The 23,910-nt window shown below is 69.2% G+C and carries 22 protein-coding genes and 1 tRNA gene; 7 read left to right on the forward strand and 16 right to left on the reverse strand.

Annotated elements, in window-relative coordinates; all coding sequences use genetic code 11:
• Positions 1 to 17 precede the first annotated feature (17 nt).
• Together FOY91_RS14350 and rpsD are read right to left on the reverse strand one after the other, a co-directional pair.
• Positions 18 to 93 (reverse strand) — tRNA-Thr (locus tag FOY91_RS14350).
• Between the two features lie 126 nt (positions 94 to 219).
• A complete protein-coding gene (rpsD, locus tag FOY91_RS14355) occupies positions 220 to 834 on the reverse strand; it encodes a 30S ribosomal protein S4 (RefSeq protein ID WP_145153339.1) in 615 nt (204 codons plus the stop codon).
• A gap of 176 nt (positions 835 to 1,010) precedes the next feature.
• Between rpsD and FOY91_RS14360 the strand changes: the two genes are divergently transcribed.
• Positions 1,011 to 1,313 (forward strand): chorismate mutase, encoded by a 303-nt coding sequence (locus FOY91_RS14360; RefSeq protein WP_145153343.1) that lies wholly within the window; start codon positions 1,011 to 1,013, stop codon positions 1,311 to 1,313.
• A 3-nt stretch (positions 1,314 to 1,316) separates the two neighbouring features.
• On the opposite strand, the gene FOY91_RS14365 is transcribed toward FOY91_RS14360, so the two are convergent.
• The 4 genes from FOY91_RS14365 to rpiB all read right to left on the reverse strand — a co-directional run bounded on the left by FOY91_RS14365 (position 1,317) and on the right by rpiB (position 4,721).
• Complete coding sequence (locus FOY91_RS14365; RefSeq protein WP_145153346.1) at positions 1,317 to 2,369, reverse strand: TrmJ/YjtD family RNA methyltransferase; 1,053 nt, start codon at positions 2,367 to 2,369, stop codon at positions 1,317 to 1,319.
• 85 nt (positions 2,370 to 2,454) lie between these two features.
• The gene (gene nrdR, locus FOY91_RS14370) at positions 2,455 to 2,916 is read right to left on the reverse strand and encodes a transcriptional regulator NrdR (RefSeq protein ID WP_145153349.1); all 462 of its coding nucleotides are present in this window, start codon (positions 2,914 to 2,916) and stop codon (positions 2,455 to 2,457) included.
• A 12-nt stretch (positions 2,917 to 2,928) separates the two neighbouring features.
• Positions 2,929 to 4,257 (reverse strand): serine hydroxymethyltransferase, encoded by a 1,329-nt coding sequence (gene glyA / locus FOY91_RS14375; protein ID WP_145153352.1) that lies wholly within the window; start codon positions 4,255 to 4,257, stop codon positions 2,929 to 2,931.
• A complete protein-coding gene (rpiB, locus tag FOY91_RS14380; RefSeq protein WP_145153355.1) occupies positions 4,254 to 4,721 on the reverse strand; it encodes a ribose 5-phosphate isomerase B in 468 nt (155 codons plus the stop codon). The genes glyA and rpiB overlap by 4 nt, the downstream gene beginning before the upstream one ends.
• Before the next feature lie 146 nt (positions 4,722 to 4,867).
• Here rpiB and FOY91_RS14385 point away from each other — a divergent pair, with 146 nt between their 5' ends.
• A complete protein-coding gene (locus FOY91_RS14385; protein WP_145153358.1) occupies positions 4,868 to 5,344 on the forward strand; it encodes a hypothetical protein in 477 nt (158 codons plus the stop codon).
• On the opposite strand, the gene FOY91_RS14390 is transcribed toward FOY91_RS14385, so the two are convergent.
• From FOY91_RS14390 to murI, 3 genes are all read right to left on the reverse strand, one after another.
• Positions 5,313 to 6,914, reverse strand: a complete 1,602-nt coding sequence (locus FOY91_RS14390; protein WP_145153360.1) for a lipopolysaccharide biosynthesis protein — start codon at positions 6,912 to 6,914, stop codon at positions 5,313 to 5,315. The genes FOY91_RS14385 and FOY91_RS14390 overlap by 32 nt on opposite strands.
• A gap of 31 nt (positions 6,915 to 6,945) precedes the next feature.
• Positions 6,946 to 8,160 (reverse strand): 5-aminolevulinate synthase, encoded by a 1,215-nt coding sequence (gene hemA, locus FOY91_RS14395; protein WP_145153362.1) that lies wholly within the window; start codon positions 8,158 to 8,160, stop codon positions 6,946 to 6,948.
• 120 nt (positions 8,161 to 8,280) lie between these two features.
• Entirely contained in the window at positions 8,281 to 9,099 is an 819-nt protein-coding gene (murI, locus tag FOY91_RS14400; protein ID WP_145153365.1) for a glutamate racemase, read from the reverse strand.
• 123 nt (positions 9,100 to 9,222) lie between these two features.
• Here murI and plsY point away from each other — a divergent pair, with 123 nt between their 5' ends.
• A complete protein-coding gene (gene plsY / locus FOY91_RS14405) occupies positions 9,223 to 9,831 on the forward strand; it encodes a glycerol-3-phosphate 1-O-acyltransferase PlsY (RefSeq protein ID WP_145153368.1) in 609 nt (202 codons plus the stop codon).
• Positions 9,824 to 10,927, forward strand: coding sequence for a DNA-processing protein DprA (gene dprA / locus FOY91_RS14410; protein ID WP_145153371.1), 1,104 nt, complete (start codon positions 9,824 to 9,826; stop codon positions 10,925 to 10,927). The genes plsY and dprA overlap by 8 nt, the downstream gene beginning before the upstream one ends.
• Before the next feature lie 9 nt (positions 10,928 to 10,936).
• Here the strand turns inward: dprA and FOY91_RS14415 are convergent, their stop codons facing one another.
• Entirely contained in the window at positions 10,937 to 11,350 is a 414-nt protein-coding gene (locus tag FOY91_RS14415) for a PRC-barrel domain-containing protein (RefSeq protein WP_145153374.1), read from the reverse strand.
• A gap of 180 nt (positions 11,351 to 11,530) precedes the next feature.
• On the opposite strand from FOY91_RS14415, the gene topA reads away from it, so the two are divergent.
• On the forward strand, positions 11,531 to 14,191 hold the full coding sequence (gene topA, locus FOY91_RS14420) for a type I DNA topoisomerase (protein WP_145153377.1): 2,661 nt from the start codon (positions 11,531 to 11,533) through the stop codon (positions 14,189 to 14,191).
• Positions 14,192 to 14,280: 89 nt separating this feature from the next.
• Entirely contained in the window at positions 14,281 to 14,649 is a 369-nt protein-coding gene (locus tag FOY91_RS14425) for a VOC family protein (RefSeq protein WP_145153400.1), read from the forward strand.
• Between the two features lie 25 nt (positions 14,650 to 14,674).
• Here the strand turns inward: FOY91_RS14425 and FOY91_RS14430 are convergent, their stop codons facing one another.
• From FOY91_RS14430 to FOY91_RS14455, 6 genes are read right to left on the reverse strand one after another with little or no spacing between them, the layout of a single operon-like run.
• Complete coding sequence (locus tag FOY91_RS14430) at positions 14,675 to 15,283, reverse strand: inner membrane-spanning protein YciB (RefSeq protein ID WP_145153380.1); 609 nt, start codon at positions 15,281 to 15,283, stop codon at positions 14,675 to 14,677.
• Entirely contained in the window at positions 15,280 to 16,212 is a 933-nt protein-coding gene (gene ftsY / locus FOY91_RS14435) for a signal recognition particle-docking protein FtsY (protein ID WP_145153382.1), read from the reverse strand. Before ftsY ends, FOY91_RS14430 begins: the two co-directional genes overlap by 4 nt.
• Entirely contained in the window at positions 16,209 to 17,456 is a 1,248-nt protein-coding gene (gene mtaB / locus FOY91_RS14440; RefSeq protein ID WP_145153385.1) for a tRNA (N(6)-L-threonylcarbamoyladenosine(37)-C(2))-methylthiotransferase MtaB, read from the reverse strand. Before mtaB ends, ftsY begins: the two co-directional genes overlap by 4 nt.
• On the reverse strand, positions 17,453 to 18,247 hold the full coding sequence (gene dapF / locus FOY91_RS14445; RefSeq protein WP_145153388.1) for a diaminopimelate epimerase: 795 nt from the start codon (positions 18,245 to 18,247) through the stop codon (positions 17,453 to 17,455). The genes mtaB and dapF overlap by 4 nt, the downstream gene beginning before the upstream one ends.
• A 60-nt stretch (positions 18,248 to 18,307) precedes the next feature.
• On the reverse strand, positions 18,308 to 21,790 hold the full coding sequence (gene mfd, locus FOY91_RS14450) for a transcription-repair coupling factor (RefSeq protein ID WP_145153391.1): 3,483 nt from the start codon (positions 21,788 to 21,790) through the stop codon (positions 18,308 to 18,310).
• Complete coding sequence (locus FOY91_RS14455) at positions 21,791 to 22,057, reverse strand: FAD assembly factor SdhE (protein WP_145153394.1); 267 nt, start codon at positions 22,055 to 22,057, stop codon at positions 21,791 to 21,793.
• 150 nt (positions 22,058 to 22,207) lie between these two features.
• On the opposite strand from FOY91_RS14455, the gene FOY91_RS14460 reads away from it, so the two are divergent.
• Positions 22,208 to 23,910, forward strand: a 1,703-nt coding sequence (locus tag FOY91_RS14460) for an ATP-dependent DNA helicase RecG (protein ID WP_145153397.1), incomplete at its 3' end; no start/stop codon positions are given.

A 23,910-nucleotide genomic window follows, 5' to 3' on the forward strand; every position in this document is an offset into this window, starting at 1 on the left:
AGCCGCGGGGGGGCGGGTGGTGCCGGCTACAGGAGTCGAACCCGTGGCCCCCTGATTACAAATCAGGTGCTCTACCAACTGAGCTAAGCCGGCGTTGACGACGGCCATAGGGTGAGGCCGGAAGCCCGTCAATCGGACGCCCCGATCGATGACCGGGCAAAACGGAAAGGGGCCGCGGATCCGGTGGATCCACGGCCCCTTCGACAATCCTCTACCGGATCAGCGCGAGTAGAACTCGACGACCAGGTTCGGCTCCATCTTCACCGGATAAGGCACCTCGTCCAGCGTGGGCACGCGGACATAGGTGATCTTGGCGGCGCCGTCGGCCGACACGTAATCGGGGATTTCACGCTCGGAGAGGCCCTGAGCCTCCATCACCAGCGCCATTTCCTGTGCCTTGCTGCCCAGCGTGATCTCGTCGCCCGGGCCGACACGGCGCGAGGCGATGTTGCACTTCACGCCGTTCACGCGGACGTGGCCGTGGTTCACGAGCTGGCGTGCGGCGAAGATCGTCGGCGTGAACTTGGCGCGATACACCACCATGTCCAGGCGGCGCTCGAGCAGGCCGATCAGGTTCTGCGAGGTATCGCCCTTCATCTTCGAGGCGTCGGTGTAGCTGCGCTTGAACTGCTTCTCGGTGATGTCGCCGTAGTAGCCCTTCAGCTTCTGCTTCGCCTTGAGCTGGATGCCGTAGTCCGACACCTTGCTCTTGCGGCGCTGGCCGTGCTGGCCGGGGCCATACTCGCGCTTGTTCACCGGGGACTTCGGGCGGCCCCAGATGTTCTCGCCCATGCGGCGATCGAGCTTGTACTTGGCGCTGGTGCGCTTCGTCATGATACGTCCTTCAATTGCGTTCGTCTGCTCCCCGGAGCCGCGCTGCTGATCTCGTGAAAGAGGCAGGGCCACCGCTTCACCAGGGGTGCGGGGCCAATTGCGAGCGGCGCCTATGGCCGGGCATCGCCACCAAGTCAAGGTTGCGGGCGGGGCGGGGGCGCCGCTAGAGAGGCGCGATGACCGATCCGATCCCTGCCGCCGCCTGCACCACCATGGCCGAGGTGCGCGCCGGGGTGGATGCGCTGGACGAACGCATCGTGGCCCTGCTGGGCGAACGGATGCGCTACATGGAGGCGGCCGCGCGCATCAAGCCCGAGCGCGACATGGTACGCGACGAGCCGCGCAAGGCGGCGGTGATCGCCAACGCCCGACGCGTGGCGGCCGAGCGCGGTTTTCCGGCCGAATTGGCCGGTGCGCTGTACGAACTGCTGGTGGAAGCCTCGATCGCCTACGAGCTTGATCGCTTCGACGAACGCTGAGCCCTATTTCTGCGATCGCTCGATCGAGCGGAGCATTCCCCGTAGCGTGCGGATCTCGCCCGCGTTCCAGCCCGGGCTGGTCAGGATCGTGCGCAGCGCCCGCCGGTCGACATGCGCGCGATCGGGCGGGAAGAAGTAGCCGGCCGTCTCCAGGATGCCGTCAAGATGCGCGATCATCCGGTCCAGCTCGGCCTGCGGCGCGGGTTCGGCCTGTTCGACCGACGGCGGGGAGGCGAGCGCCTCGCCCTTGGACCATTCATAGGCGACGAGGATCACCGCCTGCGCCAGATTGAGCGAGCCGAATTCGGGATTGATCGGCACGGTGACGATCGTGCGCGCCACCGCCACGTCGTCCGTCTCCAGCCCGGAGCGCTCGGGGCCGAACAGGATCGCCGATCGCCCCGCCTCGCTGCGGATCGCGTGCGCGGCGGTTTCCGGCGTCACCACCGGCAGGATCACGCCGCGCTTGCGGACGGTGGTGGCATAGACGTGCGCGCAGTCGGCGGTGGCCTCGGCGACCGTCTCGTACACCTTCGCCCCGGCCAGCACGCTGTCCGCGCCGCTGGCGGCGGGTCCGGCGGCGGGGTTGGGCCAGCCGTCGCGCGGGGAAACGAGGCGCAGCTCGGTCAGCCCGAAGTTGAGCATCGCGCGCGCCGCCTTGCCGATATTCTCGCCGAGCTGGGGCCGCACGAGGACGATCGCGGGGGGCGGGGCGCCCTGACCATCGCCGCGCCGCTCATCCTGAGGAGAGACTGAGCCCGGCGAAGGCTCGTCTCGAAGGACGCGCCTGGCCAGTGACCGGACCGTCTCCCAATCCCCCTCGATCAACGCTTCCTTCTTCGCGCGGGACCAGCCTTTAAGTTGCTTTTCGACAGCAAAGGCCTGTTCGCGATCGGAAAAGTCCTCCGACCACACGAGCGTTACCGGGCGCCGGTTATGCGTGTAGCCGGGTGCTTCCCCGGCCTGATGCTGTGCCAGCCGCGTTTCCAGATCGTCGGTATGGCCGACATAATAGCTGCCGTCCGCGCACTGCAGCATGTAGGTGTGGAAACTCACGAACGATCCTTCGATACGGGCCTTCGCCTGCGCTCAGTCCCTACTCAGGAAGAGCGGGGCGGAGAAGGAGTCTGTAACAATTCCCTCACTCCCGCCCCGCCTCGGCCACCGTGCCGGCGAAATCCTCGAAGTCCTTGGCCTCGGTGAAGTCCTTGTAGACGCTGGCGAAGCGGATGTAGGCTACCGTGTCCAGCGCTTTCAGGCCGTCCATCACCATGCCGCCCACGCGCGCGGCGGGGATCTCGCTGTCGCCGCTCGTCTCGATCTGCCGCTGGATCGCGGAGACGAGGCGGTCGATCCGCCCCGGCTCGATCGGGCGCTTGCGGCAGGCGATCGCGATCGAGCGTTCCAGCTTGGTCCGGTCGAACGGCTCGCGTCGGTCCTCGCTCTTCACGATCGTCAGCTCGCGCAACTGCACCCGCTCGAACGTGGTGAAACGCGCCCCGCAGCCTTCGCACTGACGGCGCCGGCGTATCGCGGCGCCGTCCTCGGTCGGGCGGCTGTCCTTGACCTGACTGTCTTCATGCGAACAGAAGGGGCAGCGCATCCCGGGCCTTGCTCAGCCGTTGGGATAGATCGGGAAGCGGTCGCACAGCGCCTCGACACGCTGCTTCACCGCCGCCTCGACCGCCGCGTCGCCATGCTCGCCCTTGTCGCGCAGGCCTTCCAGCACGTCGGCGATCATGTCGGCGATGTCGCGGAACTCCTTGACGCCGAAGCCGCGCGTGGTGCCGGCGGGGGAGCCCACGCGGATGCCGCTGGTCTTCACCGGGGGCAACGGATCGAACGGCACGCCGTTCTTGTTGCAGGTGATGCCGCTGCGCTCCAGCGCCTCGTCGGCGTCGCGGCCGGTCACGCCGAGCGGGCGAAGGTCGACCAGCGCCAGATGCGTGTCGGTGCCGCCGGCCACCAGATCGGCGCCGCGCTCCTTCAGCCGGGCGGCCAGCGCCTTGGCATTCTCCACCACGGCGGCGGCATAATGGCGGAAGTCGGGCTGCAGCGCCTCGCCGAACGCGACCGCCTTGGCGGCGATCACGTGCATCAGCGGGCCACCCTGCAGGCCGGGGAACACCGCCGAGTTGATCTTCTTGGCGATCGCCTCGTCGTCGGTCATCACCATGCCGCCGCGCGGGCCGCGCAGCGTCTTGTGCGTGGTCGTCGTCACCACGTGTGCGTGGCCGAACGGGGTGGGGTGGACGCTGCCGGCCACCAGCCCGGCGAAATGCGCCATGTCCACCATGAAGATCGCGCCCACCTCGTCCGCGATGGCGCGGAAGCGGGCGAAATCGATGATGCGCGGATAGGCCGAGCCGCCAGCGATCAGCAGCTTCGGGCGATGCTCCTTCGCCAGCGCCTGCACCTGGTCGAAGTCGATCAAATGATCGTCGGCGCGCACGCCATATTGCACGGCGTTATACCATTTGCCCGAGGACGCGGCCTTGGCGCCGTGCGTCAGGTGGCCGCCGGCATCGAGGCTGAGGCCCATGATCGTGTCGCCGGGCTTGGTCAGCGCCAGCATCACCGCGCCATTGGCCTGCGCGCCCGAGTGGGGCTGCACGTTGGCGAAACCGCAGCCGAACAGTTCCTTGGCGCGGTCGATCGCCAGCTGCTCCACCGTGTCGGACGGGGCGCAGCCCTGATAGTAACGCTTGCCGGGATAGCCCTCGGCATATTTGTTGGTGAAGACGGACCCTTGCGCCTCCAGCACCGCGCGGCTGACGATATTCTCGGAGGCGATCAGCTCGATCTGCTTCTGCTCGCGCTTCAGCTCGGCCGCCACGCCGCCGAACACCGCCGGATCGGCATCGGCCAGGCCGCGGGTGAAGAAGCCGTCGGGCTGCACGTCGCTCAGCGAGCGGCCGTCAGCGGTCCGTGGGTTCGTGCTCATGCGGGCTGCCTTTCGGAAGAGGAATTGGCGGGACTGGAAAGCATGTCGACGCGACGCTGGTGGCGGTCGCCGCCGAACGGCGTGGCGAGGAACGCAGCGAGGCAGGCCTTGGCCATCTCCACCCCGATCAGCCGTGCGCCCATGGCGATTACATTGGCATCGTTGTGCTCGCGCGCAAGCCGGGCGGAAAGCGGCTCGGAGACGAGGGCGGCGCGGCAGGCGGGGTTGCGATTGACCGCGATCGAGATGCCGATGCCGGAACCGCACAGCGCCACGCCCCGGGTCGCGCGGCCTTCCGCCACGGCCCGCGCCAGCCGGTAGCCGTAGTCGGGGGAGTCGACCGAGGCGGGGCCGTCCGGCCCGAGATCGAGCACGTCATGCCCCGCTTCGCGCATGAAGGCGACGAGCGCGGCCTTCAGCTCCACGGCGGCATGATCGGAAGCGATGGCGATGGTTTCTGCCATGATGATGGTCCTGTGAGTCGGATGGCGGCTCTCTAGAGCGGTTTGCCGTCGCGCGAAACCGCCGTGGTCATCCGCGGCCGGTGGCGGGCGCATGGATTGGGCGATAGGGTGCCGGCCTTAGGCGATTGCGACGAGGAGACGGTACGATGCGGACGATAGGGACCTGCCTGATGGCCCCGTTGGTGCTGGCCGGCTGCGGATCGTCCGGCGACGGTGCGGCAGGGGGGAGCAAGGTGACGGGGGCGACGCCCCCCGCCGGCCCCGCGATCGTCACGCCCGCCGGTTCGTCCTCCACGGTAGCGATCCCCGAGGCACCGATCGACAAGCCCACCGTCGCCGCGCCGTTCACCGATGCGTGGCTCGGCAAATGGGTCGGCGTGGAGGGGCTTGCGCTCACCATCGCGCGCGGCGACCGGCCGGATACCTACCGGCTCCACGTCGCGCTGATGGACGGGGTGAACGACTATATCGGCACCGCCGCCGGCGAGACGATCCGTTTCGAGCGCGACGGGCAGACCGCGACGATTCGCGCCACCACCGGCGCGGAAACCGGGCTGAAATGGCTGGCGGACAAGAAGAACTGCCTGACGATCAGGGAAGGGGAGGGGTTCTGCCGGGATTGATCGTGGTCGGCTCCGGGCGCCGCAGGCGAAGCCGGGCGGCAAGCTTGCCGAACGCATCCTTGTCCGCCTCGCCCAGCCCGTAGCGGACGGACATCCACAGGCCGCCGAACATGATCGGCGGCAGCAGCGGCACGCGCGCGGCGAACGGCAGCAGCCGCGTCGCCTCCAGCAGGGCGAACACGGCCCCGCAGGCCAGCAGCGCCACGCCGACCGCGCGGCCGAACGGCGGGAAGAACGGGTTCAGCCCGTCGGCGCGGTGCAGTTGCCACACGCTGAAGCCGCTCGACACGACCAGCCCGGCGCCCACCGCCAGCGCCATCGCTACCGGCCCGACATCGGGCAGCACCGCGAACGCCACGGTGGCGACGAGGGCGGCCACTGCAAGTCCCGACAGGCTGTTGACGACCGGCTGGAGGCGCTTGCTCGCCACCTGCTGCACCGCGCCCGCCGGCCCGCCGATCGCCTCGACCGCGCGCGCGACCGCCAGCGGGATCAGCACAGTGGCGGCGGGCGCCGCCTCCTTGCCGAAGAATCGCACCAGCATGTCGGCAGCGGCGATGATCGTGGCGGCGATCGGCAGGGCCAGCACGGTGGAGAGGCGGGTGGCGAAGCCGTAGAGCGGCTGGATCGCCCGCCGGTCGTGCCGCGCCACCGCCGAGGCAAGCGGCCCCATGACATAGCCGAACGCCATGCGGACGAGCTGGATCAGGCTCGATAGCTTGCGCGCGATGCCGTAAAGGCCCGCCGCCGTCGCGCCGCCGGCGCCGGGGATCAGCAGGTTCAGGATCACCGGCGGCGCGTCGCTGAACACCCGTCCGATCACGTTGGAGGGCAGCACCGACAAGCCCGCCAGCGCCGTCTCGTGCATCATCCCCGGCACCCGCCGGCCGCGCAGCAGCAGCCGCAGGTCGTAATAGCGCGACAGCAGGCGGACGCAGGCGGCGGCGGTGATGGTGAGCGAGACGAGGTGGGCGATCAGCAGCCCCAGCGTATCGACCCCGGCCAGCCACAGGCCCGTCGCGACGACGAGACGGATCACCTGTTCCCACACGATCCGGAGGCGGATTTCCGGGCCGAAGGCACGGCGGGCGCGCAGGGCGGACGTGCCGATCTCGATGAACGCCCACAACGGCAGCGCCCAGGCGAACAGCGCCACGCCGGTGGCGAGGGCGGGGCGATCGGCCGGCGCGACGTTGACGATATCGGCGATCCACGGCGCCCCGATGCTCGCCCCCGCCGCGATCAACGTGCAGGGCACCAGTGCCAGCACCAGCGCGGATCGCAACGCCGCCACCGCCGCGTCTTCGCTCGCCGCCTGCGGCACCACCCGCTGCAAGGCGGACGTCATGCCGAGGTCGGCGACGTTCTCGACGAGGTTCACCAGCGACCAGAGGACGGTATAGAGACCGTAGGTCGCCAGCCCGAACATCAGGGTATAGGCGGGCTGCGCGACGATCTCGATGACCGCGCCGAGGCGGGAGAGCAATGCCGCGCCGGCCCCTTTCGCCACGTCGCCGTGGGTCACATCGTGCGCGGCGCGGGGCGCGGCCGTCTCCGGGGGCAGGCTCATGCGGCGACGCCCGGCGGGCGCATGCCGTGCGTCAGGCGGCGATCCGCATCTCCATGCGGTCCCAGATCTCGACGAGCGCCTGCGTCAATTCCCGCATCATCGCCTCGGTGTGGCTGGGGCCGGGGGTGAAGCGCAGCCGCTCCGTGCCGCGCGGTACGGTGGGATAATTGATCGGCTGAACGTACACGCCATATTCGGCGAGCAGGATATCGCTGATCTTCTTCGCCTTCACCGGATCGCCCACCATCAGCGGCACGATGTGGGTGGTGGAGGACATCACCGGCAACCCGGCATCGGCGAACAGCATCTTCAGCATCGCCGCGGATGCCTGCTGCCCGTCGCGCTCGGCCGACGACGCCTTCAGGTGCCGCACGCGGGCGAGCGCGCCCGCCACCAGCACCGGCGACAGCGAGGTGGTGAAGATGAAGCCGGGTGCGTAGCTGCGGATCACGTCGATGATCGTGCGGTCGGCCGCGATGTAGCCGCCCATCACGCCGATCGCCTTGGCCAGCGTGCCCTCGATGATCGTCAGCCGGTGTGCCGCACCGTCGCGGTCGGCGATGCCGCCGCCGCGCGGGCCGTACATGCCGACCGCGTGGACCTCGTCCAGATAGGTCAGCGCCTCATATTTGTCGGCAAGGTCGCAGATGGCGTGGATCGGCGAGATATCCCCGTCCATCGAATAGACGCTCTCGAACGCGATCAGCTTCGGCACGTCCGGATCGGCGGCGGCGAGCAGTTCTTCCAGATGCTCGACGTCGTTGTGGCGGAACACCTGCTTCTCGCAGCCCGAATTGCGGATGCCCGCGATCATCGAGGCGTGGTTCAGTTCGTCGGAAAAGATGATGCAGCCCGGCAGCACCTTGCCCAGCGTGGTCAGCGTCGCATCGTTCGAGACGTAGCCGGAGGTAAACAGCAGCGCACCTTCCTTGCCGTGCAGGTCGGCAAGCTCCGTCTCCAGATCGATATGGTAATGCGTGTTGCCGCCGATGTTGCGGGTACCGCCGGAACCGGCGCCGACATCGTGCAGCGCCTCTTCCATCGCGGCGATCACGTCCGGGTGCTGGCCCATCGCGAGGTAATCGTTCGAGCACCAGACGGTGATCGGCTTCGGCCCGTTGTGGCCGGCGAAGCAGCGCGCGTTGGGGAAGGCGCCCTTGTTGCGCAGGATGTCGATGAACACCCGATAACGTCCCTCGGCATGGAGACGATCGATCGCCTGGGCGAAAACACGCTGATAGTCCAAAGGGTGTCCCTCCCCCGATTTTCCCGCGCTTTTAACGGCAAGCGCCCGATTTTGCCAGCGAGAAAGGTTCGCAACTCCTTGTGGGACAAAATGTCCCGATGGAGAAACGCAGCGTTCGCGTCAGACTGATCGATCCGCTCGTTCGAGTTGCTCGATCCGGGCGAGGCCGAAGCCCGCCAGCGTGGCGCGCAGGCCGGGAGCCGGGAGGATCGGCGCGGTGAACACTGCGATGCCCGGCGCCGGTTGCTCGGGCCATGCCTGCCCCTGCGTCAGCCACGCGATACGGCGCGCGATGCCCGGCCCGCCATCGACGAAACCGACGGGGTGCGGGCAGGCGGCGGCCAGTTCGTCCGCCACCAGCGGGAAGTGGGTGCAGGCCAGCACGATCGTGTCGATCCGCTCACCGCCGGGCTGGCCGAACAGGCCGGCGAGGGCTGCGGCATAATCCGCCGGATCGGTCGCCTCGCCCGCCAGCTTGGCCTCCGCCAGCCGCACCAGCGCGGCCGAGCCGTGGCGCAGCACCAGGCAATCGCCGGCGAAGCGCGCGGACAGATCGTCGACATAGGGCTGGCGCACCGTCGCCTCGGTGCCGAGCACGCCGATCACGCGGGTGCGCGATACCGCCGCCGCCGGCCTGATCGCCGGCACCGTACCCACGATCGGCAGGTCCAGCGCGGCGCGCACGCCGGCCAAGGCGATAGTGGAGGCGGTGTTGCAGGCGACGACGATCAGGCGGGGGGCGTAGCGTTCGGCAAGCCGCCCCAGCAGCGCCGGCACCCGCGCCGCGATCTCCGCCTCGCTGCGGGTGCCATAGGGGAAGCCGCCGTTGTCCGCGACATAGACGACCGGCGCGTTCGGCAGCAGCACGCGCGCCGGCGCCAGCACGGAAAGCCCGCCCACGCCGGAATCGAAGAACAGGAGGGGGCGGGGGTCGGTCATCGCCGCCGCTCTAGGCACGCGCCGGTGCGCGCGCAATCACGACGGATCGCCGGCGGATGTGCCATGCCGTTGCGACCGGCCGCTTTTGTTCTATGATGCGGCGATCCATCGGGGGAGCAGGACTTGGTTGTGGAGCCGTGGCTCGGGGCGTTGCTGGCGCTGCTGGGCAGTTATCTCATCGGATCGATCCCGTTCGGCGTGCTGCTGACGCGAGCCGCCGGCGCGGGCGATCTGCGCACGATCGGATCGGGCAATATCGGCGCCACCAACGTGCTGCGCACCGGCCGCAAGGGGCTGGCGGCACTCACCCTGCTGCTGGATGGGGGCAAGGGCGCGGTGGCGGTGCTGATCGCCGCGCTGATCGCGCCCGATCTGGCCCCGATGGCGGCGGCGGGTGCGTTCTTCGGCCATTGCTACCCGGTGTGGCTCGGCTTTCGCGGCGGCAAGGGCGTGGCGACGTTCCTCGGGCTGGCGCTGGCGCTGCACTGGCCGTGTGGGCTGGTCTTCGCGGGCGTCTGGCTGCTGGTTGCGCTCGTCACGCGCACCTCCTCGCTCGCGGGCATGGCGGCGGCGGTGGCGGCGCCGGTCAGCGCGGCGATCTACCGCGAGTTCGAGGTGGTGCTGCTGTTCCTGGTTCTCGCCATCGTCGTGCTGTGGAAGCATCGCGCCAATATCGAGCGGCTGCTGGCCGGCACGGAGCCGCGCATCGGCGCGAAGCCGCCGCTTGGCTGACGCGGACCCCCTGCAGGAGGAGGAGCGGATCGCCCACCTGCGGCTGATCCGCACGCCGCGCATCGGCCCCGTCACCTGCGCGCACCTGCTCGCCCGCTTCGGCACCGCCCGCCGCGCGCTGGAGGCGGTGCCCGACATGGCCCGGCGCGGCGGCGGCGCGGCGCCCGAGCTTGCGACCGAGGCGCTGGCCCGGGCGGAACTGGTAGCCGTCGCCCGGCTGGGCGCGCGCCACCTGTTCCGCGGGCAGGGGCTGTATCCGCGCCTGCTGGCCGAGGTGGACGGCGCCCCGGCGGTGTTGATCGCCAAGGGACGGCTCGATCTGCTCGAGCGGCCGTCCATCGCGATGGTAGGCGCGCGCAACGCGTCCGCCGCCGCGATCCGCTTCGCGCGCGGGCTTGCGGCGCAACTGGGGCAACGCGGTTTCGTCGTCGCTTCCGGGCTGGCGCGCGGTATCGACACGGCGGCGCACGGCGGCGCGCTGGAGGCGGGCACGATCGCGGTGGTCGCGGGCGGCATCGACGTGGTGTACCCGCCCGAGAATGCCGCCCTCCAGCAGGCGATCGGCGAGCGGGGGCTGGTGCTGGCGGAACACCCCCCGGGCATCGGCCCGCGCGCCCGCCACTTCCCCTCGCGCAACCGCATCATCGCCGGTCTCGCGCTCGGCACGGTGGTAGTGGAGGCGGCGCCGAAATCCGGCTCGCTCATCACCGCGCGCTGCGCCGCCGATTACGGGCGGGAGGTGATGGCGGTGCCCGGCTCGCCGCTGGATGCGCGGGCACAGGGGTGCAACCTGCTGATCCGCGAGGGCGCCATCCTGATCCAGAACGCCGCCGACGTGGCCGAGGCGGTCGGCCGGATCGGCGGCGGGGTCGCGGCCGACACCGCGGCCTATCGCACCGCGCCACCGGCGGCCGACGCCAGCGTCGCCGATCGCACCCGCCTGACCGGCCTGCTCGGCCCGGTGGCGGTGCCGGTGGACGAACTGATCCGCCTCAGCGGCCTGCCGCCGGCGATCGTGCAGACGGTGTTGCTGGAGCTGGAGCTGGCCGGCCGGCTGGAACGGCACGCAGGCGGGCGCGCCAGCCTGATCGGGTAAGAAGAGCGCCTACCAGTAGGGCATCACATTCCAGTGGTCGTACATTCGCTGCTCCGTCTCTCGCGGGCGGGCCGCCGCATCGAGGTTCAGCGTCGGCGCCGTTTCCAGCTGCTCGCGCGTGATATCGACGACATAGCCGTTATCTCGATACTCCAGCATCGCCCAGGGGATCGGATGCACGTGCTGCCCGAGGCCGAAGAAACCGCCGAACGCGAGGAGTGCGTAGGCGGCCTGACCCGTGGTCTTGTGAATCATTATCGAGTGGATCGTGCCGAGCCTGTCACCCTGCCGGTTTAACACGGTCGTCCCTTCCACCCGCGCGGAAGAAACCAGCGCATGGGATCGGTCGATCACCCCGCCGAAATCGTCGCCGACTGTCGCCGGGATCGTCGTCCCGACCGGTGTCGCCTGTGGCGTTTGCATCGCAACCTCCAGCGCCCCATCGCAACAGCCTGCAAAGCCATCACGCCGCCCGGTGGATAATCTACGCCTTCCGTTCCCGCCGCGCCATCCCTACGTCTTGGCCGTCGGGGCGTCGGCGCTTGACGAACGGTTCACCGTCTCGCCACCCTCGCGCGTACGTATGAAGGACACCGTGTCAACATGAAGCTCGTCGTCGTCGAATCGCCCGCCAAGGCCAAGACCATCGAGAAGTATCTCGGGCCGGGGCACCGCGTACTGGCCTCATACGGCCACGTCCGCGATCTGCCGCCCAAGGACGGATCGGTCGATCCCGACAACGGCTTCGACATGACGTGGGAGGCCTATGCCGACAAGGCGCGCCAGCTCAAGGCGATCACCGACGAGGCCAAGACCGCCGACACGCTGATCCTCGCCACCGATCCCGATCGCGAGGGCGAGGCGATCAGCTGGCATGTGCAGGAGGTGCTGAGGAAGAAGAAGGCGCTGCCCAAGGACGTTCAGCGCGTCACCTTCAACGCCATCACCAAGGCCGCCGTGCTGGATGCGATGGCCCACCCCCGCGCGCTGGACGAGGATCTGATCGATGCCTACCGGGCGCGCCGCGCGCTCGATTATCTGGTCGGCTTCACGCTGTCGCCGGTGCTGTGGCGCAAGCTGCCGGGGGCAAAATCGGCCGGGCGCGTGCAGTCGGTCGCGCTGAGGCTGGTGGTGGACCGCGAGCGCGAGATCGAGGCGTTCCGCGCGCAGGAATACTGGTCCGTCGCGGCCGACATGGAGCAGGACGGCGTGGGCTTCACCGCGCGGCTGGTACGCTGGCGGGGCGAAAAGATCGAGCGGCTGACGATCGGCAACAAGGGCGATGCCGAGGCGGCGAAGGCGGCGGTGGAGGCCGGGCGCTTCTCGGTCGCCTCGGTCGAGACGAAGCCGCTCACGCGCAACCCGCCGCCGCCGTTCACCACCTCGACGTTGCAGCAGGAGGCGGCGCGCAAGCTCGGTTTCTCGGCCAGCCACACGATGCGCGTGGCACAGGCGCTCTACGAGGACGGCGCGATCACCTACATGCGGACGGACGGCGTGCAGATGGACCACAGCGCCATCTCGGCCGCACGCGTGGCGATCACCGATCGCTACGATTCCGGCTATATCCCCGACAAGCCGCGGATCTACCAGACCAAGGCGAAGAATGCGCAGGAAGCGCACGAGGCGATCCGCCCGACCGATTTCGGCCGCGAAAAGGCGGGGTCGGGCGATCACGCGCGGCTGTACGATCTGGTGTGGAAGCGGGCGATGGCGAGCCAGATGGCGTCCGCCCGGCTTGAGCGCACGACGATCGAACTGGTCGACGGCACCGGCCAGCATGGCCTGCGCGCGACCGGGCAGGTGGTGATCTTCCCCGGTTACCTCGCGCTCTACGAGGAGGGCCGCGACGACGAGGGCGACGAGGAGAGCCGCCGCCTGCCGCGCATGGCCGAAGGCGCGACCCCGGCCAAGAAGGCCGTCACCGCCGAGCAGCATTTCACCCAGCCGCCGCCGCGCTATTCCGAGGCGAGCCTCGTGAAGAAGATGGAGGAGCTCGGCATCGGCCGCCCCTCCACCTACGCCTCGGTGCTGCAGGTTCTCAAGGACCGCGAATATGTGACGGTGGAGAAGAACCGCTTCACGCCCGCAGAAAGCGGGCGGCTGGTGACGGCCTTCCTCGAACGCTTCTTCGAGCGGTACGTCAGCTACGACTACACCGCCGGGCTGGAGGACAGCCTGGACGACGTATCGGGCGGGCGCGCCGGCTGGCAGGCGGTGCTGGAAGCCTTCTGGCGCGATTTCAAGCCGAAGACGGTCGAAGTGATGGAGCAGAAGCCGTCGGAAGTGACGGCCGCCCTCGACCAGTTCCTCGGGTCGTATCTGTTCCCCGAGAAGGAGGATGGCAGCGATCCGCGCCTGTGCCCGGTGTGCCACGCCGGCAAGCTGGCGCTGCGCGGCGGCAAGTTCGGCGCGTTCATCGCCTGCTCCAACTATCCCGAATGCAAGTACACCCGCCGCTTCGCCCAGGCCGGCGGTGCCGCCGATGCGGGGGCGGATGCCGGGCCGGTCGTGCTGGGCACCGATCCGGTAACTGAGGAGGAAGTGTCGAAACGCAGCGGCCGGTTCGGCCCCTATGTGCAGCTTGGTGACGGCAAGGATGCCAAGCGTGCGTCGATCCCCAAGGACGTGCCGCAGGGCGAGGATTTCGGGCTGGAGTGGGCGCTGAAGCTGCTTTCGCTGCCGCGCACGATCGGCAACCATCCGGAAACCGGCAACCCGATCACCGCCAGTATCGGGCGCTACGGCCCTTACCTGCTGCACGACGGCAAGTACGGCCGGCTCCAGACGACCGCCGACGTGTTCGAGACGGGGATGAACGCCGCCGTGGTCAAGCTGGCCGAGGCAGCGGCCGGCGGCGGTCGCGGGCGCGGTGCCGCGAAGGAGCCGCTCGCGTCGTTCGGCGACAGCCCGGAGACGGGCAAGCCGGTGAAGCTGATGGAGGGGCGCTTCGGTCCCTATGTGACGGATGGTGTGACCAACGCCACGCTGCCCAAGACGGCCGATCCCGCGACGATGACCGCCGAGGAGGCGCTGGCGCTGCTGGCGGAACGCGCCGCGCGCGGCCCGGCCAAGGGCAAGAAGCCGGTGAAGAAGGCAGCGGCGAAGAAGCCTGCTGCCAAGGCCGGAGGCGACGCCGCACCGGCGAAGAAGGCCGCTGCGAAGAAGCCGGCGAAAGCCGAAGGCGACACGCCCGCGAAGAAGGCGCCGGCCAAAAAGCCGGCCGCCAAGAAGCCGGCGGCGAAGAAGACGGCACAGGCTTGATCGCCGCCCCGCGACGCGGGCATGACGCGACGGGGCGCGGCTGACCCAAGGGTCGGGCGCGCCACCGGAATCACCGCAGGAGAGACATGATGATAAGCTACGCCACGGTCGGCTCGAACGATTTCGACACCTCCCTGCCTTTCTATACCGACCTGCTCGGGACGGACGGCGTCACCAAGATGTTCGATCACCCGCGCGGCGGTGTCCTGTTCGGCAAGGGCGGCCAGCCGGTGCTGGGCGTGCTGAAGCCGGCGGACGGCGAGGCGGCAAGCGTGGGCAACGGCACGATGATCGCGATCGGGCTGCCCACACGCGAGGCGGTCGATGCATTCCACGCCAAGGCGCTGGACCTGGGCGGCAGCGACGAGGGCGCGCCGGGCGAGCGTGGCCCGGGCTTCTACATGGCCTATTTCCGTGACCCCGAGGGCAACAAGTTCGCTGCCTGCAAGCTCGGCTGACCGTGCACGCAGGGCTGGCCGTGCGTCAGCCCTGCGGTGGCAGCGGCGGGCCTTCTTTCGCCTCGACCTCGGCGTTCATGCCGTGCTTCATCAGCATGGGGATGTTGGCGAGCGCGAACAGCACCGTGGCCGGCATCGCGCCCCACAGCTTGTAGCCGAGCCAGAAGTCGGTGGTGGTATTGCGCCAGACCGCCTCGTTCGCCACCGCCATCGCCACGAAGAACAAGGCCCAGTTACGCGAGAGCAGCGCCCAGCCGTGCTCGGTGAGGCCGGGGTAGGCGGTGCCCAGCACCAGCTTCAGCGTCGGCCGCTTCGTCCACAGGCCGAAGGCGAGGATCGCGGCGACCATCAGGTAATAGATCGTCGGCTTGATCTTGATGAACGTCTCGTCGTGCAGCCAGATCGTCAGCCCGCCCAGCACCAGCACCATGAAGCCCGAAAACCACAGCAAAGGCGACACATGGCCGGCGGTCAGCCGCGAGCCGATGATCGCGGCCAGCGTGGCGGCCATGAAGATGCCGGTGGAAAGGAACATCTCCTTCGTCACCCAATATGCGATCAGGAAGGCCAGCAACGGCCCGAGGTCGAGCAGCAGCCGCGTGACCGCGCCGACTTCCCGTTTCGATGTCGTCATTCGCTCACTCCCGCAATCGCTCGCGCCACTTCCTCGGCATCGAACGGGCGCAGGTCGTCCACCCCCTCGCCGATGCCGATGGCATGGACCGGCAGGCCGAACTTCTCCGCCGCCGCCACCAGCAGCCCGCCGCGCGCGGTGCCGTCCAGCTTGGTCATCACCAGACCGGTGACGCCGGCGGTTTCGCGGAACACCTCGATCTGGTTCAGCCCGTTCTGGCCGGTGGTGGCATCGAGCACGAGCACCACGTCATGCGGCGCGGCGGGGTTCAGCCGGCCCAGCACGCGGCGGATCTTGCTGAGTTCATCCATCAACCCCGCCTTGTTCTGGAGGCGGCCGGCGGTGTCGACGATAAGCACGTCGATGCCGGTGGCGGTGCCCTGCTTCACGCCCTCATACACCAGCCCGGCGGCGTCCCCGCCTTCCTTGCCGGAGATGATCGGCACGCCGATCCGCTCCGCCCAAACCTTGAGCTGTCCGATCGCGGCGGCGCGGAAGGTGTCGCCCGCCACCAGCATCACGCTGTAATCCTGTTCCTGCAACAGATGCGCCAGCTTGGCGATCGTCGTCGTCTTGCCCGATCCGTTGACGCCGATCACGAGGATCACCTGCGGCCGCGGGAACGCCTCGATCTCCAGCGGCTTCGCCACGGGGGCGAGGATGCGGGCGATCTCGTTGGCCATCACCGCGCGCACGCCCTGCTCGTCGATACCCTTTTCGTAGCGTTCGTCCGCCAGCCGGTTGCGGATGCGCGCGGCGGTGGCGGGGCCGAGGTCCGACGCGATCAGCGCCTCCTCGATCCCGTCCAGCGTCTCGCGGTCGAGCGTGGCCTTGGTGAACAGCCCGGTGAGGTTCTCGCCGAGTTTGTCGGAGGTGCGGCGGAATCCGCCGACGATCTTCTGGTGCCAGGGGGTAGGGGGCTGGGTCATGCGGGGGAACCGATCAGGGCGTCGTCCTCGACGCGGGAGATGGAAACGGCAACGATCGCGCCGGGGGTGGCGGGCGCGTCAAGGCGGATGCGAGCGAAGTTGGCGGCGTGGCCAGTCAGTCCGTCGCGTTCCACCAGCATCGACTGGCGGGTGCCGACGAGGCTGTCGAGCCACCCCGCGCGCCGTCGGTCTGCCGCATCGCGCAACGCCCTCGCCCGCGTGCGGATCGTTTCGCGCGGGAGTTGCGGCATCCGCGCGGCGGGTGTTCCGGCACGGGGCGAATACGGGAAGACATGGCCGAAGACGATGTCGCAGTCGGCCAGCAATCGCAGCGTGTTGGCCGCCATATCCTCATCCTCGGTGGGAAAGCCGGCGATCAGGTCCGCGCCGATTGCGATAGCCGGGCGCTTCGCCTTCAGCCGTTCGACCATCGCCACGGCCTGCGCGCGCGAATGGCGGCGTTTCATGCGTTTCAGGATCATGTCGTCGCCCGATTGCAGCGAGAGGTGGAGGTGCGGCATCACCCGTGGCTCCTCCGTCACCAGCGCGAACAGGCGATCGTCGATCTCGATCGAGTCGAGCGATGACAGCCGCAACCGTTCCAGCGCGGGCACATACCGCAGGATGCGCTCCACCAGCCCGCCCAGCGTCGGCGCGCCGGGCAGGTCCGCGCCGTAGCTGGTGAGGTCCACGCCGGTCAGCACCACCTCGCGGTGGCCGGCATCGACCAGCGCGGCGATCCGGTCGATCACCGCGCCGGCCGGGGCCGAGCGGCTGTCGCCCCGGCCATAGGGGATGACGCAGAAAGTGCAGCGGTGGTCGCACCCGGTCTGCACCTCCACGAAGGCGCGGGCGTGTTCGGCGAAGGCGCGGGCCAGTTGCGGCGCGTGCTGGCGGACGGCGAAGATGTCCGACACGCGCACCTCCGCCTCCGCCGGGCGGGGGAAGCGGAAGGCGGTTGCGGCGTGCTTGTCGGCATTGCCCAGCACGCGGGAGACTTCGGGCATGGCGGCGAACGTCTCCGGCTCGATCTGCGCGGCACAGCCGGTCACGACGATGCGCGAGTCGGGCCGGGCGCGCGCGGCCTTGCGGATCGCCTTCTTCGCCTGCCGCACCGCCTCTGCCGTGACGGCGCAACTGTTGACGATGACGAGATCGTCCTGATCGGCTGCCAGCGCGCGTATCGCCTCGCTTTCGGCGATGTTGAGCCGGCAGCCGAGGGTGACCAGTTCCGGCCCGCTCACAGCGACGTTTCGCCGGAAAAGACGTGGACGGCCGGGCCACTCATCAGCAGATGGCCGTCGTCGCTTTCCGCCAGCGTCAGCGCGCCGCCGGGCAGGTCCAGCCGGACCGTGGCATCGAGCAGGCCGAGCCGGCGGCCGGCGGCGAAGGTGGCGCAGGCGCCGGTGCCGCACGCCTGCGTCAGCCCGGCGCCCCGCTCCCACGTCCGCATCACCACCTCGCCCCGCGAGCGGATGCCGGCGACGTTGACGTTGATCCGCTCGGGAAACAGCGGATCGGTCTCGATCTCCGGCCCGATCGCGGCGAGGTCGATCGCGTAAGGATCGTCCACGAAGAACACGAGGTGCGGGTTGCCGACGCCGACCGCCGCCGGCGTATCGAGCAGCCCCCAGCCCACCGGCATCCGCCGCGTATCCATCGCAAACGCCAGCGGCAGCGCCTCCCAGTCGAAGCGGGGCGCGCCCATGTCCACCGTCGCGCCATTGTCGGCGAGGCGGGCGTGGAGCGTGCCGGCGACCGTTTCGATCGTGCAGTCCCGCCCCAGCAGCACCGGCACGCAGCGGGTGGCATTGCCACAGGCCTGCACCTCCGAGCCGTCGCCGTTCCAGATCCGCATCGTCACGTCCGTTTCGGTGCCGGGCCCGATCAGGATCAGCTGGTCGCAGCCGATCCCGGTCCGCCGGTCCGCCAGCGCCCGCACACGTGCCGCATCGAGGGCGACGGCGCCCTTGCGCGCGTCGATCACGACGAAATCGTTGCCCAGACCGTGCATCTTGTGGAAGCGGAGCGTCATCCCGCGCGATCTAGGGGCGGGGGGCGCGGAAGTCCACCGGAGGACGCCGCGCCCGTAGCCTTACGCCAGTATCTTCGCCAGCCCCTTCGACAGTTGCAGCGCACCGTTGATCCGTGCCTTCGCGTCGGGCCAGGCGCGGGTGATGACCAGCTTGCTGTCCGGCCGCAGCTTGGCGGTGTCTTTCAGCCGCTGGACGTAGCCGAGCAGGCCGGGGAGATCGGGGAACGTCTCGTCGCGGAAGGTGACGAGGGCGCCGCGCGGGCCGGCATCCAGCTTGGCGATGCACGCCTTGCGGCAGTTCATCTTGATCTGGATGACGCCGAGCAGATTCTCGGTCGCCTGCGGCAGCTTGCCGAAACGGTCGATCATCTCGGCGGCGAACGCCTCCACGCCCTGCATGTCCTCGATCTCGTTCATCCGGCGGTACAGGCCCATCCGCAGGTCGAGATCGGGCACGTAATCCTCCGGGATCAGGATCGGCGCATCGACGTTGATCTGCGGCGAGAACTCGCGGGTGCTGGCGCTGGCCTCCTCGCGAATGCCGCCGGCCTTGGCGTCGAGGATCGCCTCTTCCAGCATCGACTGGTAAAGTTCGAACCCCACCTCCTTGATATGGCCCGATTGTTCGTCGCCCAGCAGGTTGCCCGCGCCGCGAATGTCGAGATCGTGGCTGGCGAGCTGAAAGCCCGCGCCCAGCGTGTCGAGATCGGACAGGACGTGCAGCCGCTTGGCCGCCGTCTCGGTGATCGTGCGCGTGGCCGGGGTGGTCATATAGGCATAGGCGCGCGTTTTGGACCGGCCGACCCGCCCGCGCAACTGGTACAGCTGGGCGAGGCCGAAGCGGTCGGCGCGGTTGACGATCAGCGTGTTGGCGCTCGGGATATCCAGCCCGCTTTCCACGATCGTGGTGGAAAGCAGCACCTCGAACTTGCGATCGTAGAAGGCGCTCATCCGCTCCTCCACCTCGGTCGGGCTCATCTGGCCGTGCGCGGCGACGTAGCGGACCTCCGGCACCTCTTTCCGCAGGAATTCCTCGATATCGGGCAGATCCTTGATGCGCGGTGCCACGAAGAAGCTCTGCCCGCCGCGATAATGCTCGCGCAGCAACGCCTCGCGCAGCACCACCGGATCCCACGGCATCACGTAGGTGCGCACGGCGAGGCGATCGACCGGCGGGGTCTGGATCACCGACAGTTCGCGCAATCCGCTCATCGCCATCTGGAGCGTGCGGGGGATCGGCGTTGCGGTCAGCGTCAGCATGTGGACGTTGGTCTTCAGCGCCTTCAGCTTTTCCTTGTGAGTGACGCCGAAGCGCTGTTCCTCGTCGACGATCACGAGGCCGAGCCGCTTGAACTCGATGTTCTTCGCCAGGATCGCGTGGGTGCCGATGACGATGTCAAGCGTCCCGTCGGCCAGCGCATCCTTGGTCCTGCGCGTCTCGGCCGCCGGCACCAGCCGCGAGAGGCGGCCGACGTTGAGCGGGAAGCCCTGGAAGCGTTCGACGAACTGGCGGTGGTGCTGCCGCGCCAGCAGGGTTGTCGGCACCACGATCGCCACCTGCATCCCCGCCATCGCCGCGACGAAGGCAGCGCGCAACGCCACCTCGGTCTTGCCGAAGCCCACGTCGCCGCACACCAGCCGGTCCATCGGCGTGCCGCGGGCGAGATCCTCCAGCACGTCGGCGATCGCGCGTTCCTGATCGTCGGTTTCGGTATAGGGGAAGCGATCGACGAAGGCGGGGTAGCCGCCGGCGTCCGGTTCGGCGAGGTCGGCGGGACGCAGCGCGCGTTCGGCGGCGGTCTTGATGAGCTCGCCCGCGATCTCGCGGATGCGCTCCTTCATCCGCGCCTTGCGGGCCTGCCACGCGACGCCGCCCAGCTTGTCGAGCTGCACGCCCTCGTTCTCGCTGCCGTAGCGCGAGAGGATGTCGATATTCTCGACCGGCACGTACAATTTGTCGCCGCCGCTGTAGCTGAGCGCGACGCAATCGTGCGGCGCGGTGCCGACCGGGATCGAGGTCAGCCCGTCGTATCGCCCGATGCCGTGATCGGCATGGACGACCAGATCGCCGGGACTGAGCGTGGCAAGTTCGGCGAGGAAGGCGTCGGCCGATTTCTTGCGCTTGGCACGCCGCACCAGCCGGTCGCCCAGCATGTCCTGCTCGGTCAGCACCGCCACGCCGGGCGCGGTGAAACCATGATCGAGCGGCACCACCACCAGCGCCACGCCGCCGGTGCGTGCATCGCTGCCGAGCGCCGCCTGCCAGTCCTCCACCAAGGCGGTGCGTTCCAGCCCGTGATCGTGGAGCAGGCCGGACAGACGCTCGCGCGCGCCGACCGAGTAGCTCGCCAGCACCACCTTGCGCTTCTGCCGGCGCAGGCCCTCGATATGCTCGGCCACCGCCTCATAGACGTTGACCCCCTGCGTCCGCTCCGGCGCGAAATCGCGCGGGCCGTCGACGCCGAAGTCCAGCACAACCGCGCTTTCCGGTTCGTGGAAGGCGGTGGCGAGGTGGATCGGGCGGTCGGCGATGGCGGCGGCCCATTCCGCCGGTTTCAGGTACAGCGCCTCGGCCGCGATCGGGCGGTAGCTGCCCGGATCGGCGGACTGCGCTCGCACGCGGTTGCCGTGATAGTCGGCGATCGCCTCGAACCGGCCCTCGGCCGAGCCTTCCGCGCCGGCATCGCGCACGATCACGTCGTCGTCGGCGAGGTGATCGAACAGCGTGGCGAGCCGTTCCTCGAAGAAGGGCAGCCAATGCTCCATGCCGGCCAGCCGGCGCCCCTCGCTGATCGCCTGATACAGCGGATCGCCGGTGGCGGTCGCGCCGAACGCCTCGCGATAGGCGGCGCGGAACCGCTTCACGCTGTTCTCGTCGAGCAGCACCTCGGAGGCGGGCAACAGGGTGAAGCCGTCGATCCGGTCGATCGTGCGCTGGTCGGCCGGGTCGAAACGGCGGACACTCTCGATCTCGTCGCCGAAGAAATCGAGCCGCAGCGCGTGCTCCTCGCCCGCCGGGTAGAGGTCGACCAGGCCGCCGCGGATCGCATATTCGCCGGCATCCGCCACCGTATCAGTGCGCATGTAGCCGTTGGCCTGCAACAGTTCCGCCAGCGATTTCAGGTCGATCCGCTCCTTGGGTGCCAGCCTGGCGACGAGCTGGCGGATGCGGAACGGGGTAAGCGTGCGCTGGGTGACGGCGTTGACCGTGGTGAGCAGCAGTTGCGGCTTTTCCCGCTTGCGCTGGAGCGCGTGGAGCGTGGCGAGCCGGGCGGAGGTGGAGCGCAGCGAGGGCGAGGCGCGATCGTAGGGCAAGCAATCCCACGCGGGGAATTGCAGCACCTCCAGTTCCGGCGCGAAATAGCCCGCGGCATCCGCGATCCCGCGCATCGCCGCCTCGTCGTCCGCCACGAACACGGCGCGCGCGCCCTTCGCATGCGATGCGCGGGCGAGGTCGGCGAGCAGCCACGGCAGGAAACCGGCGGGCACACCGGCCAGCGTGAGCGGACTGCCGGCCTTCAGGATACGGGAGAGATCAGTCACTTAGCGCGGCACCTGTATGTAATCGAGCAACTGCAACCGCGCCATCATCGGCCCCTGCCAGCGATCCGGCACCGCGATCGTGCCGATCGCCCAGCCCATGATGTCGACGTCCTGCTCCTCGATCAGTGCCTCGAACCAGTCGAGTTCCGCATCCGTCCAGCCGGCGGCATGCGTGTCGTAATAGCCGCCCATCATATAGTCGGCCTCCTTGGTGCCGCGATGCCAGGCGCGGAACTTCAGGCGTTTCAGGCGGGTGGCGCGGTCCATGGTGATCCTGACTGCAAGGCGGACGGGCCGGCGGACGCTGGCGGCGGCCGTCGGCTTGGTTATAGGTCCACCTAGAGCCTGATCGTCGGCGGTGGAAGCGTCTCGCGCCCCGCCACCGGCGCGAATCGGGCGTATGCCCAAGGTCCTGCGATGCGCCCCGATATTCTCAATCCGCTGTTCGCCGAGGTGGAGGCGCTGAAGGGCGTCGGCCCGGCGCTGGCCAGGCCGCTGGCGAAACTGGGGCTGGCGCGCGCGATCGACGTGCTGTTCCACCTGCCGGTCGGCTGGATCGACCGCAAGGCGGTGGACACGGTCGAGGCGGAAGACGTCGGCCGTATCGTGACCGTGACGGTCACGCCGGTGGACTATCGCTCGTCCGCCGGGCGCGGGCCGTTCCGCGTGCGCGCCACCGATGCGGCGGGCAACTATCTCAGCCTGCTGTTCTTCGGCGGCAAGCCGGGCTGGGGCAGGAAGCTGCTGCCGTTGGGCACGCCGCGCACTGTTTCAGGCAAGCTCGACAGCTACGGGCAGGAATTGCAGATGGTCCACCCGGATCATGTGCTGGACCCGGCCGAGCCGGTCGACCTGCCGGAGCGGGAGTCGGTGTACGGCCTGTCCGATGGCCTGAGCAACAAGCGGATGGCGCAACTGGCCGAGCAGGCGCTGGCGCGCGCACCCGATCTGCCCGAGTGGATCGAGCCGAGCCTGAAGGCCAAGCACGACTGGCCCGGCTGGCACGAGGCGATCGCCCGTATCCACGCCGACCCCGCCGACGCCGTGGCGCGCGAGCGACTTGCGTATGACGAACTGTTCGCCAACCAGCTGGCGCTGATGCTGGTCCGCGCCTCCTCGCGCAGGCGGCGGGGTGCGCCGCTGCACGGGGATGGCCGGCTGCGTGATCGGCTGATGCTGCCCTATGCCCCCACGGGCGCACAGGCGCGGTCGATCGCCGAGATCGAGGGCGATCTGCAACAGGCCGCCCCGATGCTGCGGCTGCTGCAGGGCGACGTCGGTTCCGGCAAGACGCTGGTGGCGCTGATGGCGCTGCTGACAGCGGTGGAGGCCGGCGCGCAGGGGGCGCTGCTGGCCCCGACCGAGATCCTCGCCCGTCAGCATTACGAGACGCTCTCGCGCCAGCTCGCCGGGCTGGGGGTGACGGTGGCGATCCTGACCGGGCGCGACAAGGGCCGTGCCCGCGAATCGACGCTGATGGGGCTGGCGGACGGATCGATCGACATCCTGATCGGCACCCACGCGATCTTTCAGGAGGCGGTGGCCTATCGCCTGCTCGGGCTGGCGGTGGTGGACGAGCAGCACAAGTTCGGCGTCGCCCAGCGGATGATGCTGGCGCAAAAGGCGACCGTGCCGCCGCACCTGCTGGTGATGACCGCAACCCCGATCCCGCGCACGCTGACCCTGAGCAACTATGGCGAGATGGACGTGAGCCGGCTGGACGAGATGCCGCCCGGGCGCCAGCCGATCGAGACGAAGGTGATGTCGGCCGACCGGCTGGACGAGGTGGTCGAGGGGCTGGGGCGGCATCTCGGCAAGGGCGGGCAGGCCTATTGGGTGTGCCCGCTGGTGGAGGAGAGCGAGCTTTCCGACCTGACCGCCGCCGAGGCGCGGGCCGCCGCGTTGTCGGCACGATTCGGCGCGAAGGTGGGTCTCGTTCACGGGCGGATGAAGGGGCCGGAAAAGGACGCGGTGATGGCCGCCTTCCAGCGCGGCGACGTGGGCGTGCTGGTGGCCACCACGGTGATCGAGGTGGGGGTGGACGTGCCCAACGCCACGCTGATCGTGATCGAGGGGGCGGACCGCTTCGGCCTCGCCCAGCTGCATCAGCTGCGCGGGCG

Origin of the sequence: Alterirhizorhabdus solaris, from assembly GCF_007785815.1 — a bacterium.
GTDB classification, from domain to species: Bacteria; Pseudomonadota; Alphaproteobacteria; order Sphingomonadales; family Sphingomonadaceae; genus Alterirhizorhabdus; species Alterirhizorhabdus solaris.